Source organism: Pseudomonas sp. NPDC086278 (genome assembly GCF_050280905.1).
Taxonomy (GTDB): domain Bacteria; phylum Pseudomonadota; class Gammaproteobacteria; order Pseudomonadales; family Pseudomonadaceae; genus Aquipseudomonas.
Window position 1 is genome coordinate 20796 of sequence record NZ_JBNNWE010000028.1, and the last position, 15499, is coordinate 36294.

Below are 15499 nucleotides of genomic sequence, written 5' to 3' on the forward strand. Positions count from 1 at the left end.
CTTATTCCACGAACAACGTGGCGGGTTGTTCGAGCAAGCCGCGAACGGCCTGGATGAATTGCGCCGCGTCCATGCCATCGACCACGCGGTGATCGAAGGAGCTGGAGAGGTTCATCATCTTGCGAATCACGATCTGGCCTTTAACCACCATCGGGCGTTCGACAATTTTGTTGACGCCGACAATCGCCACTTCCGGCAGGTTCAGCACCGGGGTGCTGACGATGCCGCCCAGCGCGCCGAGGCTGGTCAGGGTGATGCTCGACCCGGACAACTCGTCGCGGCTGGCCTTGCCATTGCGCGCAGCACTGGCCAAACGGGAGATTTCCGAGGCGCTGTCCCACAGGCTGCGGGCTTCGGCGTGACGCACCACTGGCACCATCAAACCGATGTCGGCTTGAGTGGCGATGCCCACATGCACCGCGCCGAGGCGGGTGATGACCTGCGCTTCGTCGTCGTAACGGGCGTTGATCTGCGGGAAGTCGCGCAACGCGACGACCAGTGCGCGGACCAGAAACGGCAGCAAGGTCAGCTTGCCGCGAGTCGCGCCGTGTTTGTCGTTCAAATGCGCGCGCAGCTCTTCGACGGCGGTCACATCGATTTCTTCGACGTAACTGAAGTGTGCGGCACGCTGAGTGGCGTCTTGCATGCGCTGGGCAATCTTGCGGCGCATGCCGATGACCGGGATTTGCTCTTCGTCATTTCGCTGGGCATAAGCCGCAGTGCTGGTGGCGGTCGACGCATTCGATTGACCTTGCGCCAGATAGGCGTCGAGGTCTTCGTGCAGCACCCGACCGGCCGGGCCACTGCCACGCACCAGACGCAATTGGACGCCGAGGTCCAGCGCGTGTTTGCGCACGGCCGGGGAGGCCAATGGACGCTCATTAGCCTCACGAGCAACCACCGGGCCCGGGCAAACGGCAGCTCGCGGTGTTGCCGCCGCTACCGGTTTGCTTTCGACAACGGCGTCGACCTTCGGCGCTGCGACGGGCGCCTGTTTCACCGGCGCGACAGGTTGGGCGGACTCTTTGACGTTGCCCGCGCCTTCAACCTCAATGCTGATCAGGATGCTGCCAACGGCCATGACTTCGCCGGGCACACCGCCCAGCGCAATCACCTTGCCATGCACCGGCGAAGGGATGTCGACCATCGCCTTGTCGGTCATGACATCGGCCAGCACCTGATCTTCGACGACCAGGTCGCCGACCTTGACGTGCCACACCGACAATTCAACTTCTGCAATGCCTTCACCAATGTCCGGCATTTTAATGACGTGCGTGCCCATTCAGACCTCCATAACCCGATGCAAAGCCGCGCCCACACGGGTCGGGCCAGGGAAATACGCCCACTCTTGCGCGTGCGGGTAGGGCGTGTCCCAACCGGTGACGCGTTCGATCGGCGCTTCGAGGTAGTGGAAGCAATGCTCTTGCACCAGCGCGACCAGTTCGGCGCCGAAACCGCAGGTGCGGGTCGCTTCGTGAACGATCACGCAACGGCCGGTTTTCTTCACCGACTTGACGATGGTCTCAAGGTCCAGCGGCCACAGGCTGCGCAGGTCGATGACTTCAGCGTCGATGCCGGTTTCTTCAGCAGCCACTTGCGACACATAGACCGTGGTGCCGTAGGTCAGGATGGTCACGTCTTTGCCCGGACGCGCGATGGCGGCCACGTCCAGCGGCACGGTGTAGTAACCGTCCGGGACTTGTGCGGCAGGGTGTTTCGACCACGGGGTTACCGGGCGGTCGTGGTGGCCGTCGAACGGGCCGTTGTACAGGCGTTTTGGCTCAAGGAAGATCACCGGGTCATCATTTTCGATGGAGGCAATCAGCAAGCCTTTGGCGTCGTAAGGGTTGGAAGGCATGACGGTGCGCAGACCGCAGACCTGAGTGAACATCGCCTCGATGCTCTGGCTGTGTGTCTGGCCGCCGTAGATGCCGCCGCCGCAAGGCATGCGCAGGGTCATCGGCGCGGTGAACTCGCCGGCCGAGCGATAACGCAGGCGCGCGGCTTCGGAAATGATCTGGTCGGACGCCGGGTATACGTAGTCGGCGAACTGAATTTCAGCCACCGGGCGCAAACCGTAGGCGCCCATGCCGACGGCGACGCCGACGATGCCGCTTTCGGAAATCGGCGCATCGAACACGCGGGAGGTGCCGTACTTGGTCTGCAGGCCTTCGGTGCAGCGGAACACGCCGCCGAAGTAGCCCACGTCCTGGCCGAACACCACGACATTGTCGTCACGCTCAAGCATCACATCCATCGCCGAGCGCAACGCCTGGATCATGGTCATGGTGGTCGTGGTCATGGCGGTTTCCAGCTCGATATGAGTGTTGTGGTCGTTCATGTCAGATCCCCAACTCTTGACGCTGGCGCTTCAAGTGCTCCGGCATCTCTTTGTAGACGTCTTCGAACATGGTCGCGGCGCTCGGAATCTGGCCGCCGGCGAGGGTGCCGTACTGTTCGGCTTCTTTCTGCGCGGCGATGACTTCGGCTTCCAGTTCAGCACTGACGGCGAGGTGTTCCTCTTCGGACCACTGGCCGATTTTCACCAGGTGTTGTTTGAGACGCGCAATCGGGTCGCCCAACGGGAAGTAGCTCCAGTCGTCGGCAGGACGGTATTTGGACGGATCATCGGAAGTCGAGTGCGGACCGGCGCGGTAGGTGACCCATTCGATCATGGTCGGGCCGAGGTTGCGGCGGGCGCGTTCGGCGGCCCAGGCAGAGGCGGCGTATACCGCGACGAAATCGTTGCCGTCGACCCGCAGGGAGGCAATGCCGCAACCGACGCCACGACCGGCGAACGTGGTGGCTTCACCGCCGGCGATTGCCTGGAAGGTGGAGATGGCCCACTGGTTGTTGACCACGTTGAGGATCACCGGCGCGCGGTACACGTGGGCGAAGGTGAGGGCGGTGTGGAAGTCGGATTCAGCGGTGGCGCCGTCGCCGATCCAGGCCGAGGCGATTTTGGTGTCGCCCTTGATCGCCGAGGCCATGCCCCAGCCCACGCCCTGGACGAATTGGGTGGCGAGGTTGCCGGAAATGGTGAAGAAGCCATGGTCCTTGACCGAATACATGATTGGCAGCTGACGTCCCTTGAGCGGATCGCGCTCGTTGGACAGCAATTGGCAGATCAGGTCTACCAGCGGTACATCGCGGGCCATCAGGATGCTTTGCTGGCGGTAGGTGGGGAAGCACATGTCGTCGATGTTCAAGGCCAGGGCCTGGGCGCTGCCGATGGCTTCTTCGCCGAGGCTTTGCATGTAGAACGACATTTTTTTCTGACGCTGGGCGACCACCATGCGGTTGTCGAAGATGCGCGTCTTGAGCATGGCCCGCATGCCTTTGCGCAGGATCTCGACCGGCACGCCTTCAGCCCATGGACCGAGGGCGTTGCCTTCGTCGTCGAGCACGCGAATCAGGCCTTTGGCGAGGTCGGCGGTGTCGGCGGGTTCTACGTCGATGGCGGGTTTGCGCACCGTGCCGGCGTCGGTCAGACGCAGGTAGGAGAAGTCGGTTTTGCAGCCTGGGCGGCCCGAGGGTTCGGGAACGTGCAGGCGCAGCGGTTCGTACGCTTGGTTCATGGCTTCTACGCTCGATCTTGTGAATTTCTTGTAGTGAGCTGACCGTCATTCCACGGGTGATGGAAATCTTGTCCTACAAACATCATAGGCCCGGCGCAGGAGAATATTTCTCTGTGTTTCGTTGCGCTGGAGATCATTTGAGGATAAAAAATCTGCATAAACACAAAAAACAGGTGGTTTTATCTCATGCGCAAACTGGACCGTACCGATATCGGGATTCTCAACAGTCTTCAGGAGAACGCACGCATCACCAACGCCGACCTCGCACGCTCGGTCAACCTGTCGCCGACACCGTGCTTCAATCGGGTCAAGGCGATGGAGGAACTGGGGCTGATTCGTGAGCAAGTGACGCTGCTGGACGCCGATTTGCTGGGCTTGCACGTCAATGTGTTCATTCACGTGAGCCTGGAGAAACAGGTGGAGGAAGCGCTGGCGCATTTCGAAGAGGCGATTTCGGATCGCCCGGAAGTGATGGAGTGTTATCTGATGGCGGGCGACCCGGATTACCTGATCCGGGTGCTGGTGCCGACCATTCAGTCGCTGGAGCGTTTCATGATGGACTTCCTGACCAAAGTGCCCGGCGTCGCCAACATTCGTTCGAGCTTTGCGCTGAAGCAGGTGCGCTATAAAACCGCATTACCATTGCCCGCGAATGGGTTAACCCTCAACAACTAAGCGAAACCCCTGTGGGAGCGGGCTTGCTCGCGATGGGGCCGTGCCAGTCGAAATAGATGTTGCCTGACACACCGTCATCGCGAGCAAGCTCGCTCCCACAGGTTTTGCGTTTACAGCTTGTTGATGGGGATCTTCAGATAGGTGACACCGTTGTCTTCGGCCGGCGGCATATTGCCCGCCCGCACGTTCACCTGGATCGCCGGCAGCAACAGGTTCGGCATGCCCAACCCGGCATCGCGCTGGGTGCGCATCGCGACAAACTCCGCCTCATCAATGCCATCGTGCACATGAATGTTGCGCTTGCGTTGTTCGCCCACGGTGGTTTCGCACTGCGATTCGCGACCCTCTGGCGGGTAATCGTGGCAGACGAAAAGCCGAACACTGGCCGGGAATGCCAGCAGCTTCTGAATCGAGGTAAACAACTGGTTGGCATTGCCCCCCGGAAAGTCGCAGCGCGCGGTGCCGACGTCCGGCATGAACAGCGTATCGCCGACCAGAATCACCTCGCTGTCGATCAAATACGCCATGTCCGCCGGGGTGTGGCCAGGCACATGCAGCGCCGTGGCCTTGAGAGTGCCGATCATGAACGATTCGTTCGGCGCGAACAGATGATCGAACTGTGAGCCATCCACACAAAATTCCGGCTCAAGGTTGAACAGGCTTTTGAATACGCCCTGAACCTTGCTGATCGACTGGCCAATCGCAATTTTTCCGCCCAACTCGCGACGCAAATAAGGCGCGGCGGACAGGTGATCGGCGTGAGCGTGGGTTTCCAGCAGCCATTGCACCTGCAACCGATGTTGGCGGACGAAGGCGATAATCTTGTCAGCCTGCGCGGTGGTGGTTCGTCCGGCGGCAGGATCATAGTCGAGCACCGGATCGACGATCGCGCACTGACCGCCGTCGGCCTGGTAAATCACGTAACTGTAAGTCGACGAGGCTGGGTCGAGGAAAGCTTCAATCAAGGCAGGCATGGTGAACATTTCTATCTGAACGAGCACTGAGGGTAGATTCATTTTCCCTGCGTTGACCAGCCCCGCGTTAATTCAATGCAGGAAAAACCCCGCACTGGCTCTATCCTGTCAGTCATCGATACCGGGCGTTCCCGGCTTTTTTTCGCGGATCACGAGCGTTTTATGTTGTTGGCGAGTTTTTTTGGTGTGGTCATGGGCCTGGTCCTCGGGTTGACCGGGGCCGGCGGCGGCATTCTTGCGGTGCCGGCGTTGGTGCTGGGGTTGGGCTTGAGCATGACGCAAGCAGCGCCTGTCGCCCTGCTTGCGGTCGGCAGTGCGGCAGCGGTCGGGGCGATTGACGGCTTGCGGCATGGGCTGGTGCGCTATCGCGCGGCGTTGCTGATCGCGCTGCTCGGTGCAGTGTTTTCGCCGGTCGGGATCTATTTCGCCCATCAGTTACCGGAAAAAATCCTGATGGTTTTGTTCAGCCTGCTGATGGTCATGGTGGCTTGGCGGATGCTGCGCCGCGAGCGTCAGGAGGAAGGACCGAGTGACCACGGCCACGCCAACTGGGGCCAGAAAAACTGCATGCTCGATCAACAGACCGGACGCTTTTCCTGGACCGCCAAATGCACGGCAACGTTGGCGGCATTGGGGGCGGTCACGGGCGTGGTGTCGGGGTTGCTCGGGGTCGGCGGCGGCTTTCTGATCGTGCCGGCGTTCAAGCAATTGACCGATGTGCAGATGCGCGGCATCGTCGCCACGTCCTTGATGGTGATCAGCCTGATTTCGGCCATCGGTGTGATCGGCGCGTTTCACGCCGGGGTCAGGATCGACTCATTGGGTGTAGCGTTTATTGTCGCCAGCATCGTTGGCATGGTCATCGGCCGCAGGATTTGCGCCAGCGTACCGGCGCGTGCATTGCAGGTGGGTTTCGCCAGTGTCTGCCTGGTCGTCGCGGTGTACATGTTGATTCGCGCCTGAGGCTCAGAGCGCTCGGTATTGCAGGCTGAAGGTGAGTGCTATGGATTGGCCCTGCTCCAGCAGGCGCAAGCCAGGACGGCCGGGCAGGTGATGCGCGTTGACTGGATGACTGACCGGTTCGATGCAGAAAAACGCCGGGCCGACCGGGCAATAAAGCAGGTAGTAATCGCTGCCGGTGGCCTGGCATTCCAGCGTGTAACCGAGGTCCGGTTGCTCGATCAGGCAGTGGCCGTCCCAGTCACAAAAGCCGTTGTCGACCAGCGACGCGGGTAACGCTTGAAGCGCCTGAAAATCCCATTCGACGGGCAGTTCAACCTGTTCGGTCGGCAGTTTCGAACCATCGCACAACCAGACTCGCTCAGCCTTCGCCTGCAGCCGGGTGTTTGCCGTGCGCGGAAAATACGGGTGCAAGCCAAGCCCATGCCAGGCGGCCTGTTCGGCCAGATGAGTGACCTCTAACTGCACCGTCAATCGACCTTCACTCAACTGAAACCGTTGCCGCGCGCGATAAGCAAACGGCGTTGCGCTGTCGAGTTGCAAGACGATTTCATCGTTCGATTGCGACAGCACGGCCCACGGTTGTTGCCAGGCGCTGCCATGAATGGGCAACGGGTCGGTCAGGCTATTGGGCGTCAGCGCAAGCCAGCCATCGGGGCAATCAAAACCGCCTCCGGCAATCCGGTTTGACCAGGGCACCAGCGGATAGCAACCCAGTTTTCCGGGCAGACCCGTGCTCAACGCTTGGGCGTCGTTGTGGCGCAACAGCGGCTGGCCGGTGCTGCGGACCGTCCAGTTGACGAGGCTGCCGCCGAGTTCGGGGGCCAGGGTGAGGTGGGTCAGTTGGTCTTCGAGTTCGAGCAGTTCCAGGGTCATTGTGCAGTGGGCTCCGGCAAGCCTTTTACCCCAGGGTCCAGCGCAAACACGCCGCCGGCCAGCGACTGCGGATCGTGGTCGTCACCAGGGCGGATCGAGGTCACGAACAGCGTGTCCAACCGACTGCCACCGAAGGCGCACATGGTGGGTTTCTTCACCGGCACGGCAATGGAGCGATCCAGGCGACCGTCGGGGGTGAAACGGTGAATCAGCCCGGCGTCGTTGGCGCAAATCCAATAGCAGCCTTCGGCGTCTACCGCCGCGCCGTCGGGGCGGCCGGGGAATTGATTCATATCGACAAACAGCCGCCGATTGCACGGCGTGCCACTGTCGAGGTCGTAATCAAAGGCCCAGATCTGTTGGACCAAGGGGTGCGAGTCGGACAGGTACATCGTCCGGCCATCCGGGCTGAAACCCAGGCCATTGGGGACGATGAACCCGCCCAGTTGCGCATCGACGGGGCCGCGCTGGCCGCTGGCGTAGCGGTACAGCGTGCCGTGCGCCGCGTTGGCGCCCATGTTCAAGACCATGCTGCCGGCCCAGAAACGACCCTGACGGTCGCAACGACCGTCGTTCAGGCGCATGTCGCTGCGCGCATGCTCGACGTTCGCGAGCAATTCGCTGTCGAGGCTGCCGTCGTTGTGCGGGCGCAATTGAAAGAAGCCGCTTTCCATCCCGGCCAGCCAATTACCGTCGCTTTGCCGGGCGATGCAGGCGAGCATCTCCGGGGTTTTCCAGGCGTTGACGTGGCCGGTCTCGGCGTTCCACCGATGCAGCTTCCCGGCCGGAATATCAACCCAATACAGGGCATTTTCCTCGGGCACCCACACCGGACTTTCACCGACCGCGTTGCGGGCATCGACAATCATTTCGGCTGACATGGCCACTCGTTCCCTTGGATTTTCGTTAGGGGTATTGACGGTGACTCAGTCGCCAAACGGACCGGACGCGACAAACGCGCCACCCTGGTAAACCATGGCCGGGTCATCGGCAGCGGGCATTGGTTGAGCCTCGATCTTTTCGCGGAACACTTCGGAGTTGTCCTGTGGCGCATAACCCAGGCCGGCGGCGAAGCGGTTGTCCCACCAGACGTTTTTGTTATCGGACACGCCGTAGACGATGGTGTGTCCGACATTCGGTGCATACAACGCGCGTTCGAGCAATTGCGTCAGGTCGCCAAAGCTCAACCAGGTGCTCATCATGCGGCGGTTTTGCGGTTCCGCAAATGAGGAGCCGATGCGGATGCTGACGGTTTCGATGCCATAGCGATCGAAGTAGAAACTGGCCACGTCTTCGCCATAGGACTTGGACAAACCGTAGTAGCTGTCAGGGCGGCGAGGGGAGTGGGCGTCGATCACCTGGTCTTGTTTGTAGAAACCGATGACGTGGTTGGAGCTGGCGAAAATCACCCGTTTCACCCCGTGGCGGCGCGCGGCTTCATAGATGTGGAACACGCCGCAGATGTTGGCGCCGAGGATATCTTCGAATGAATGTTCGGTGGACACACCGCCAAAGTGCAGGATCGCGTCCACGCCTTCGACCAGTTGATGCACCGCGTGCTTGTCGGCCAGGTCGCAGGTCACGACTTCTTCGCGGTCATCGATGGCGGGTGCAATGTCGGCGATGTCCGACAGGCGAATAACGTTGGCGTAAGGGCGCAGGGTTTCGCGCAGCACTTTACCGAGGCCACCGGCGGCGCCGGTCAGCAGCAGGCGATTGAAAGGGGCGTTAGGCGTGGTGGTCATGGCAGTTCCTGGGCGCGCAATTATTGTTGTGGATTTGTTGTAGGTTGTCGTACGACTTGGTCGAAGTATCGTTAGGCTTTCCGGGTCTTGTCAACGCGACATTGGTTGAAAATGACGGAGGGTCTTTGTCGGAGAGAGCTTGCCCGCGATACCGGTGGATCAGCCAGCAACGATAATGACTGGATAATCGCCATCGCAAGCAAGTTCGCTCCCACAGAGACTGTGCCATCTCGTCCAGATGGGTTCGTTACAACAACGAAATCGGGTAGCTGATGAAGATGCGGTTTTCGTCGAACTCGTTGGTGCTGAAATCTTTGCGGATCGATGCGTTGCGCCATTTCACGTTGAGGTTCTTCAGCGCACCGCTTTGTACGGTATAGGCCAGTTCCGATTCACGGCCCCATTCCTTGCCATCGGTGATCGCCCCGGTGTGCACGTTATCGCCGCTGATGTAGCGGTTCATCATGGTCAGGCCGGGAATGCCGAGGGCGACGAAATTGTAGTCGTGGCGCACTTGCCAGGATCTTTCCTGAGCGTTGTCGTAGCTGGAGTTGTAGCTGTCGTTCGCCAGGGTGCCGCCGCTGGTGCCGTTGACGCGCATCCAGGCGCTGTCGCCGGTGAGTTTTTGCAGGCCGACATAGAAGGTGCTGCCGCCGTATTTGGCCGAGAGCATGGCGAAGCTGGTTTTGTTGTCGAGGTCGCCGGCCAGGGCGCTGCCGTTTTCCTTGCCGTTGAAGAAGCCGAGGTTGGCGCCCAGGGTCCAGTCGCCGATCGGCTGGCTGTGGCTGAGGTTGAAATACTGCTGCTGGTAAATGTCGCTGAGTTCCGAGTACCAGACACCCACCATCGTGCGTTTTTCATTGAAGGTGTATTCGCCACCGCCAAAGTTGAAACGGTCCGAGGTGAACGCCGGTTTGCCGTTCATGGACATGTCTTCCATGCTCGCATCGTTGCGCGGGCTGTTCTGGCGGAACTGGCCGCCGTAGAGCGTCAGGCCGCTGATTTCGGTCGACGTCACCTGGCCGCCACGGAAGGTTTGCGGCAGGGAACGGCCGTCGTCCGAGCGCAAGACCGGCAGTACCGGCATCCATTCGCCGACCTTCAATTCGGTTTTCGAAATCTTGCCTTTGAGCGCAACGCCCATGCGGCCGAAGTTATCGGCGGGGCGACCGTCGTCGTGGACTGGCAGCAGTTGCGTGCCGGCGGTGCCTTTGCCTCCGTCGAGTTTCTGCGAGTACAGCCCGAGGATGTCCATGCCGAAGCCGACCGTGCCCTGGGTGAAGCCGGACTTGGCATCGAGGATAAAGTTTTGCGTCCACTCTTCAGCCTTGGCCTGCGGATACGCCGGGTTGGTGAAGTTGCGATTGAAATAGGCGTTGCGCAGGTTCAGCGTCGCCTTGGCGTCATCGGCGAAACCTTCGGCGTGACTGCTCATGGGCAGGGCGAGGGCGGCCAGGCTGCTGCAACCGATCAGGCTAAGGGTGCGACGGCGAACGAAGGTGGGACGAGGGGTGCAGACGGAGGAATTGCGGACGAGCTTGCTCACAGTGACGCTCCCTTGATGCTTTGTTGTTTTTATTTTTGTTATACGTCGTCGTACAACATGACGGCGATTATTTGCGAGGCTCCGCGGGATTGTCAATCAGAAGTTGTACGATGACTTGTTGGTAGAAAACGCGCAGGAACGAGCGATGCGACGACCGGGTTTGTGTCTTCTGGTTTTTTTTCCGGCAAACTGACCGCCTCTACGACCAAGGCCATTGCATGGATCAATACGCCCCTCGCGACTGGAAGCCTTACGAGCGACCCAGCCTGCCCGGTTCTCCATCGACCCCGATGCACTCCAATCCAAAACGGTTGGCGTATGCGCTGGTGGGGCTGCTGGTGGCGCTGACCGGTGGTCTGGGAAACTCGCTGGTCATCGCCAATTTGCCCTACCTGCAAGGCGCGCTCGGGGCGACCACCGCGGAAATGGCGTGGTTGCCGGCGGCGTATGTGATGACCAACGTGTCGATGAACCTGCTGCTGGTGAAGTTTCGCCAGCAGTTCGGGTTGCGCGCGTTCACGGAGGTGTTCCTGGTGCTCTATGCGCTGGTGACCTTCGGCCATTTGTTCGTCAACGACCTGAACTCGGCGATTGCGGTGCGGGCGGCGCACGGCATGGTCGGCGCGGCACTGAGTTCGCTGGGGTTGTATTACATGATCCAGGCGTTCCCGGCGAAATGGCGGATGAAGGCGTTGGTGCTGGGGCTGGGAACGTCGCAACTGGCCTTGCCACTGGCGCGATTGTTCTCCGAAGACCTGCTGCAAATCGCCGAATGGCGCGGCTTGTACCTGTTCGAACTGGGCATGGCGTTGATCTCGTTGGGCTGCGTGTTTCTGCTCAAGCTGCCGCCGGGCGATCGCTTCAAAACCTTCGAAAAACTCGACTTCCTGACCTTCGCCATTCTCGCCAGCGGTGTGGCCTTGCTCTGCGCCGTGCTGTCGCTGGGCCGCATCGATTGGTGGCTCGAAGCGCCGTGGATCGGCGTCGCTTGCGCAGCCTCGATTGTGCTGATCCTCACTGGGCTTGCCATCGAACACAACCGCAGCAACCCGATGTTGATGACCCGCTGGCTCGGCAGCGGGGTGATGGTTCGGCTGGCGCTGGCGGTGGTGCTGATTCGCATGGTGACCTCGGAGCAGTCCACCGGCGCCGTCGGCTTCATGCAAATGCTGAACATGAGCAGCCAGCAGTTGCACAGTTTGTACGTGGTGATGTTGATCGGCAGCGTCGCCGGCCTGGCCACCAGTGCGTTGACCATCAATCCGAAACACCTGTATATGCCGCTGATTGTGTCGCTGGCGCTGATGGCGGTCGGCTCGGTCATGGACAGCTATTCGAATAACCTGACGCGCCCGCAAAACATGTACTTCAGCCAGTTCTTGCTGGCTTTCGGCGGGACATTTTTCCTCGGCCCGACCATGGTCCTGGGCACGCGCAACGTGCTGACCAACCCGCGCAATCTGGTGAGTTTTTCGGTGATGTTCGGGATCTGCCAGAACCTCGGCGGACTGGTCGGCGCGGCGTTGCTGGGCACGTTCCAGATCGTCCGCGAGAAATTTCATTCGAGCAATATTGTCGAACACCTGACGATGACCGACCCGCGTGTCGCGGCGCGCGTGCAAAGCGGCGGCAATGCGTTGGGCTCGGTGATCGCCGACCCGAGTTTGCGCAACCTGCAAGGCATTCGCTCGCTGGCCACGGCCGCCACGCGCGAGGCCAATGTGCTGGCCTATAACGATGTGTTCATGCTGATCGCGGTTATCGCGGTGCTCACCATGATCTGGATTTCCCTTCGCGCCCTGTGGCTGATGAGCACCACCAAAAACGTCGCCCCAACACTTTCCGTACCCTCTAGCGGTGTCTCTTCTTCATGACCGAACCGACCACGACCACCACCAACGCCATAGCCTCGACACCGGAAGGCGTCGCGCCGCCATCCACACCCGCCACCGAGCCGCGTTCGTTGCGCGTCCGGGTGATTTCGTCGCTGGGCTTCGCGGCGATTGCCATCGTCGGCGTGTTGATCGTGTTGTATGCCTGGCAACTGCCGCCGTTCAGCAGTGCGGTCGAGACCACCGAAAATGCCTTGGTGCGTGGCCAGGTGACGATCATCGGCCCGCAGCTCAGCGGTTATGTGTACGACGTGCCGGTGCAGGATTTCCAGTTTGTGAAGGCCGGCGATTTGCTGGTGCGCCTGGATGACCGCATTTATAAGCAGCACCTGGATCAATCCCTGGCGCAACTGGCGGTGCAGAAAGCGGCGCTGGCCAACGTCGTGCAACAACGCAACAGCGCCGAAGCAACCATCAAGCTGCGTCAGGCAGCCGTCGTCGACAGTCAGGCGCAAGCGCGCAAAAGTGAGGCCGACCTGCGCCGCAACCAAGAGCTGATCAATGACGGCTCGGTGTCCAAACGTGAGCTGGACGTTACCCTGGCCGCCAATGCGCAGACCAAAGCGGCGGTGGCGCAGGCCGAAGCCAATCTGGAAATTGCCCGGCAGGATCTGCAAACGGTGATCGTCAATCGCGGTTCGCTGGAGGCCGCCGTGGCCAGCGCGGAAGCGGCGGTGCAATTGGCGCGGATCGACTTGTCCAACACCCGGGTCATCGCCCCTCGGGACGGCCAGCTCGGGCAGATTGGTGTGCGGCTGGGTGCCTACGTGAATTCGGGAGCGCAGTTGATGGCGCTGGTGCCGCACCAGTTGTGGGTAATCGCCAACATGAAGGAAACCCAGATGGACAACATCCGGGTTGGCCAACCGGTGAGCTTCAGCGTCGATGCGTTGAATCACCGCAAGTTCAAAGGGCGGGTGCAGCGGATTTCACCGGCCACCGGCTCGGAATTCAGTTTGTTGCAGGCCGACAATGCGACTGGCAACTTCGTCAAAATCGCCCAGCGCGTGCCGGTGCGGATCACCGTGGATGAGGGGCAGGAACAGAGCGAGCGGTTGCGGCCGGGGATGTCGGTGGTGGTGAGTATTGATACGGCGGCGCAGGAGGATCACGAAAACTCGGCATCCACGCCGAATTGATGTGGGAGCGAGCCCGTTGCCACAGGGGATTTGTGTATCAGCCAGCAATCATCGGCGGCAGGGTGCCCAGCAGCGAAACAGCCGCCACCGCGCCGATCCCCAGCAACCATTCCGCGATCACGCTGTGTTTCAGTGTCTGCAATCGACGCTCGCAATCCTTGATCCGCAATCGATTGAACAACGCCAGCCCGAGCATCACCGCGACCAACAGCACCTTGATCAACAGAATCAACGCAAAGCCACTCAATAGCGGGGTCGGCCAGAATTGCCCGGTCAACACCCGAACGTTGATCAGGCCAGTGATCACCAGCCCTGCCACCAACGCATAACCCACGCCGCTGAAGCGGCGTAATATCGCGCCAACGTCATGGCCCGCCGGTTGGCGCAACACCATCACCAGCAACATCAAGCCGCCAAGCCAGATGCCGACGCAGGTCAGGTGAATGATCTGGTTGAGGATCAGCAATTGGCCTTGAAGACCGTCGAGCATCGCACCGTGACCGACCGGGGCCAGCGTTGCCACCAGCAGACTGGCGAGGCCGATGCGCAGCGGCACGCTCGAGCGCCAGGGCGAAAACAGCAACGCGACCAGCACGGCATTCAGCAGCAGATGCCAGCGCCATACCTGGCCGAAAAAAGTGTTGTCCAGCACCAGGCGCAGGGTTGACGGGTCGAACGCCGCGTCCCAGGCACCGGCCATGCTGGCGGTGATCAGCAGCAACCAGCTCACACCGCTGACCAGCGCCACCACCGCCAGCCAGCGCGCCATTCGCGCCAGTTGCCGATCCAGATCTTCAACGACACCCTTCAGCAGCAGCGGCCTGAACACCCAGGCCCCGAACAGCATCAGCACCACGATGAATTGCAGGAAACGGCACAGCACCAGCGCGCTCGCCATGGATTATTGGCCAACCTTGAAACTGTAGGCGCCTTCGCTTTTGTGGGTATCGACCGACACCGCGTGCCATTCGACTTTGTAGGCGCCAGCGGTCAATGGCGCTGCCGGGGTGACGATCAGGGTCTTCTTGTCACTGCCTTCGGTCGCCAGGTTTTTCACCGGCACGTTGGCGCCGTCCTTGCTCAGGGTGACTTTGGTGAAGGTCGCTTCGACGCCTTCGGAAAACACCAGGCGCAGTTCCGCCGGCGCACTGACCGTGCTGTTGGCGGCGGGGGTCTGGCTTGTCAGGTGGGCGTGGGCAAATGCCGACGACGCGGCAAGCAGCGAGCCGAGGAGGGCGGCGGTGGTCAGGGCGTTCTTGAGCAGCATCGTGGATTACCTCGTTGGCAGGTTCTGAAAGTGCTCAGTCTAGCGTCGGGAAAGCCGCTGTACGAAGTTTCGTTTTCCCCTGTCGCCGCAGGGTAGAGCGGATGCTAGTCTTGGCCAACGCTGTGGTCGGGGAGCCTCATGGGTAATCACAAGATCGAGATTCGCCGCAGTAACGTCGAAAAGATTCTGCTCGGGGCCGAAAAGGTCTTCGCCGAAAAAGGCTTCGGCGGCACGGCCATGGCGGACATTGCCGCCGAAGTGCAATTGCCGCGCTCCAACCTGCATTACTACTTCAGCACCAAGAGTGAGCTGTACAGCGCCGTGTTGTTTGATTTGCTGGAGGTGTGGAAGCAGGACGCGTTGTGCTTCGAGATGTTCGACGATCCACGGGTGGTGCTCAGCAGCTACATCCGCGCCAAGATGAACCACTCGCGCAGCCGTCCCTATGGCTCGAAAGTCTGGGCCAACGAGATCATCCACGGTGCCCCGACGCTGGGCGAGGCGCTGGACGCCAGCCTGTACGACTGGGCCAAGATGAAGGAAGCGAAGATTCGCCAGTGGGTCGACGACAAACGCATCCTGGCGGTGGAACCGTCGAGCCTGCTGTACATGATCTGGGCGTCGACCCAGCATTACGCGGACTTCGATCATCAGGTGAACATTCTCAATGATCACCAGCCGCTGTCGGACATGCAGTTCGAGCGGGCGGTGCAGACGGTGACCAGTGTGATCTTGCGCGGGATCGGGTTGGAGCCTTGAGGGTTGCGGTGTAGCTGGCGGCGCCTTCGCGAGCAAGCCCGCTCCCACAGGGATCTTTGGTTCACACAGAATTTGTGTGGGGCATCGA

15 protein-coding genes are annotated in these 15499 nt (G+C 60.8%); 5 read left to right on the top strand and 10 right to left on the bottom strand.

Annotated elements, in window-relative coordinates; all coding sequences use genetic code 11:
• Window position 1: 1 nt before the first annotated feature.
• From ACQKP4_RS11495 to ACQKP4_RS11505, 3 genes are read right to left on the bottom strand one after another with little or no spacing between them, the layout of a single operon-like run.
• Window positions 2-1282, bottom strand: a complete 1281-nt coding sequence (locus tag ACQKP4_RS11495) for a dihydrolipoamide acetyltransferase family protein (RefSeq protein ID WP_427633174.1) — start codon at window positions 1280-1282, stop codon at window positions 2-4.
• Window positions 1283-2341 carry an alpha-ketoacid dehydrogenase subunit beta gene (locus ACQKP4_RS11500; RefSeq protein WP_427633176.1) on the bottom strand — a complete coding sequence of 353 codons (1059 nt, stop codon included), beginning with the start codon at window positions 2339-2341 and terminating at the stop codon, window positions 1283-1285.
• A gap of 1 nt (window position 2342) precedes the next feature.
• Window positions 2343-3578 (bottom strand): 3-methyl-2-oxobutanoate dehydrogenase (2-methylpropanoyl-transferring) subunit alpha, encoded by a 1236-nt coding sequence (locus ACQKP4_RS11505; RefSeq protein WP_427633177.1) that lies wholly within the window; start codon window positions 3576-3578, stop codon window positions 2343-2345.
• Window positions 3579-3764: 186 nt separating this feature from the next.
• On the opposite strand from ACQKP4_RS11505, the gene bkdR reads away from it, so the two are divergent.
• Complete coding sequence (bkdR, locus tag ACQKP4_RS11510; protein ID WP_219094824.1) at window positions 3765-4253, top strand: Bkd operon transcriptional regulator BkdR; 489 nt, start codon at window positions 3765-3767, stop codon at window positions 4251-4253.
• A 110-nt stretch (window positions 4254-4363) separates the two neighbouring features.
• On the opposite strand, the gene ACQKP4_RS11515 is transcribed toward bkdR, so the two are convergent.
• Window positions 4364-5227 carry an MBL fold metallo-hydrolase gene (locus ACQKP4_RS11515; protein ID WP_427633180.1) on the bottom strand — a complete coding sequence of 288 codons (864 nt, stop codon included), beginning with the start codon at window positions 5225-5227 and terminating at the stop codon, window positions 4364-4366.
• A 162-nt stretch (window positions 5228-5389) separates the two neighbouring features.
• Here ACQKP4_RS11515 and ACQKP4_RS11520 point away from each other — a divergent pair, with 162 nt between their 5' ends.
• On the top strand, window positions 5390-6190 hold the full coding sequence (locus ACQKP4_RS11520) for a sulfite exporter TauE/SafE family protein (protein ID WP_427633182.1): 801 nt from the start codon (window positions 5390-5392) through the stop codon (window positions 6188-6190).
• A gap of 3 nt (window positions 6191-6193) precedes the next feature.
• Here the strand turns inward: ACQKP4_RS11520 and ACQKP4_RS11525 are convergent, their stop codons facing one another.
• The 4 genes from ACQKP4_RS11525 to ACQKP4_RS11540 form a co-directional block, all read right to left on the bottom strand.
• Entirely contained in the window at window positions 6194-7063 is an 870-nt protein-coding gene (locus tag ACQKP4_RS11525; protein WP_427633184.1) for an aldose 1-epimerase, read from the bottom strand.
• Window positions 7060-7944, bottom strand: coding sequence for an SMP-30/gluconolactonase/LRE family protein (locus tag ACQKP4_RS11530; RefSeq protein WP_427633185.1), 885 nt, complete (start codon window positions 7942-7944; stop codon window positions 7060-7062). Before ACQKP4_RS11530 ends, ACQKP4_RS11525 begins: the two co-directional genes overlap by 4 nt.
• A 45-nt stretch (window positions 7945-7989) precedes the next feature.
• The gene (locus ACQKP4_RS11535; RefSeq protein ID WP_427633187.1) at window positions 7990-8808 is read right to left on the bottom strand and encodes an NAD-dependent epimerase/dehydratase family protein; all 819 of its coding nucleotides are present in this window, start codon (window positions 8806-8808) and stop codon (window positions 7990-7992) included.
• Window positions 8809-9055: 247 nt separating this feature from the next.
• Window positions 9056-10354: an OprD family porin gene (locus ACQKP4_RS11540; RefSeq protein ID WP_427633189.1), complete on the bottom strand. Its 1299-nt coding sequence runs from the start codon at window positions 10352-10354 to the stop codon at window positions 9056-9058.
• A gap of 218 nt (window positions 10355-10572) precedes the next feature.
• On the opposite strand from ACQKP4_RS11540, the gene ACQKP4_RS11545 reads away from it, so the two are divergent.
• Both ACQKP4_RS11545 and ACQKP4_RS11550 read left to right on the top strand, forming a co-directional pair.
• Complete coding sequence (locus ACQKP4_RS11545; RefSeq protein ID WP_427633191.1) at window positions 10573-12228, top strand: MFS transporter; 1656 nt, start codon at window positions 10573-10575, stop codon at window positions 12226-12228.
• Entirely contained in the window at window positions 12225-13385 is a 1161-nt protein-coding gene (locus tag ACQKP4_RS11550; RefSeq protein WP_427633193.1) for an HlyD family secretion protein, read from the top strand. The genes ACQKP4_RS11545 and ACQKP4_RS11550 overlap by 4 nt, the downstream gene beginning before the upstream one ends.
• Window positions 13386-13422: 37 nt before the next feature.
• Here ACQKP4_RS11550 and copD read toward each other — a convergent pair whose 3' ends face one another.
• Together copD and copC are read right to left on the bottom strand one after the other, a co-directional pair.
• Window positions 13423-14283, bottom strand: coding sequence for a copper homeostasis membrane protein CopD (gene copD / locus ACQKP4_RS11555; protein WP_427633195.1), 861 nt, complete (start codon window positions 14281-14283; stop codon window positions 13423-13425).
• 3 nt (window positions 14284-14286) lie between these two features.
• Window positions 14287-14652 carry a copper homeostasis periplasmic binding protein CopC gene (copC, locus tag ACQKP4_RS11560; protein ID WP_427633197.1) on the bottom strand — a complete coding sequence of 122 codons (366 nt, stop codon included), beginning with the start codon at window positions 14650-14652 and terminating at the stop codon, window positions 14287-14289.
• Between the two features lie 138 nt (window positions 14653-14790).
• Between copC and ACQKP4_RS11565 the strand changes: the two genes are divergently transcribed.
• Window positions 14791-15411, top strand: coding sequence for a TetR/AcrR family transcriptional regulator (locus ACQKP4_RS11565; protein WP_427633199.1), 621 nt, complete (start codon window positions 14791-14793; stop codon window positions 15409-15411).
• Window positions 15412-15499: the final 88 nt, after the last annotated feature.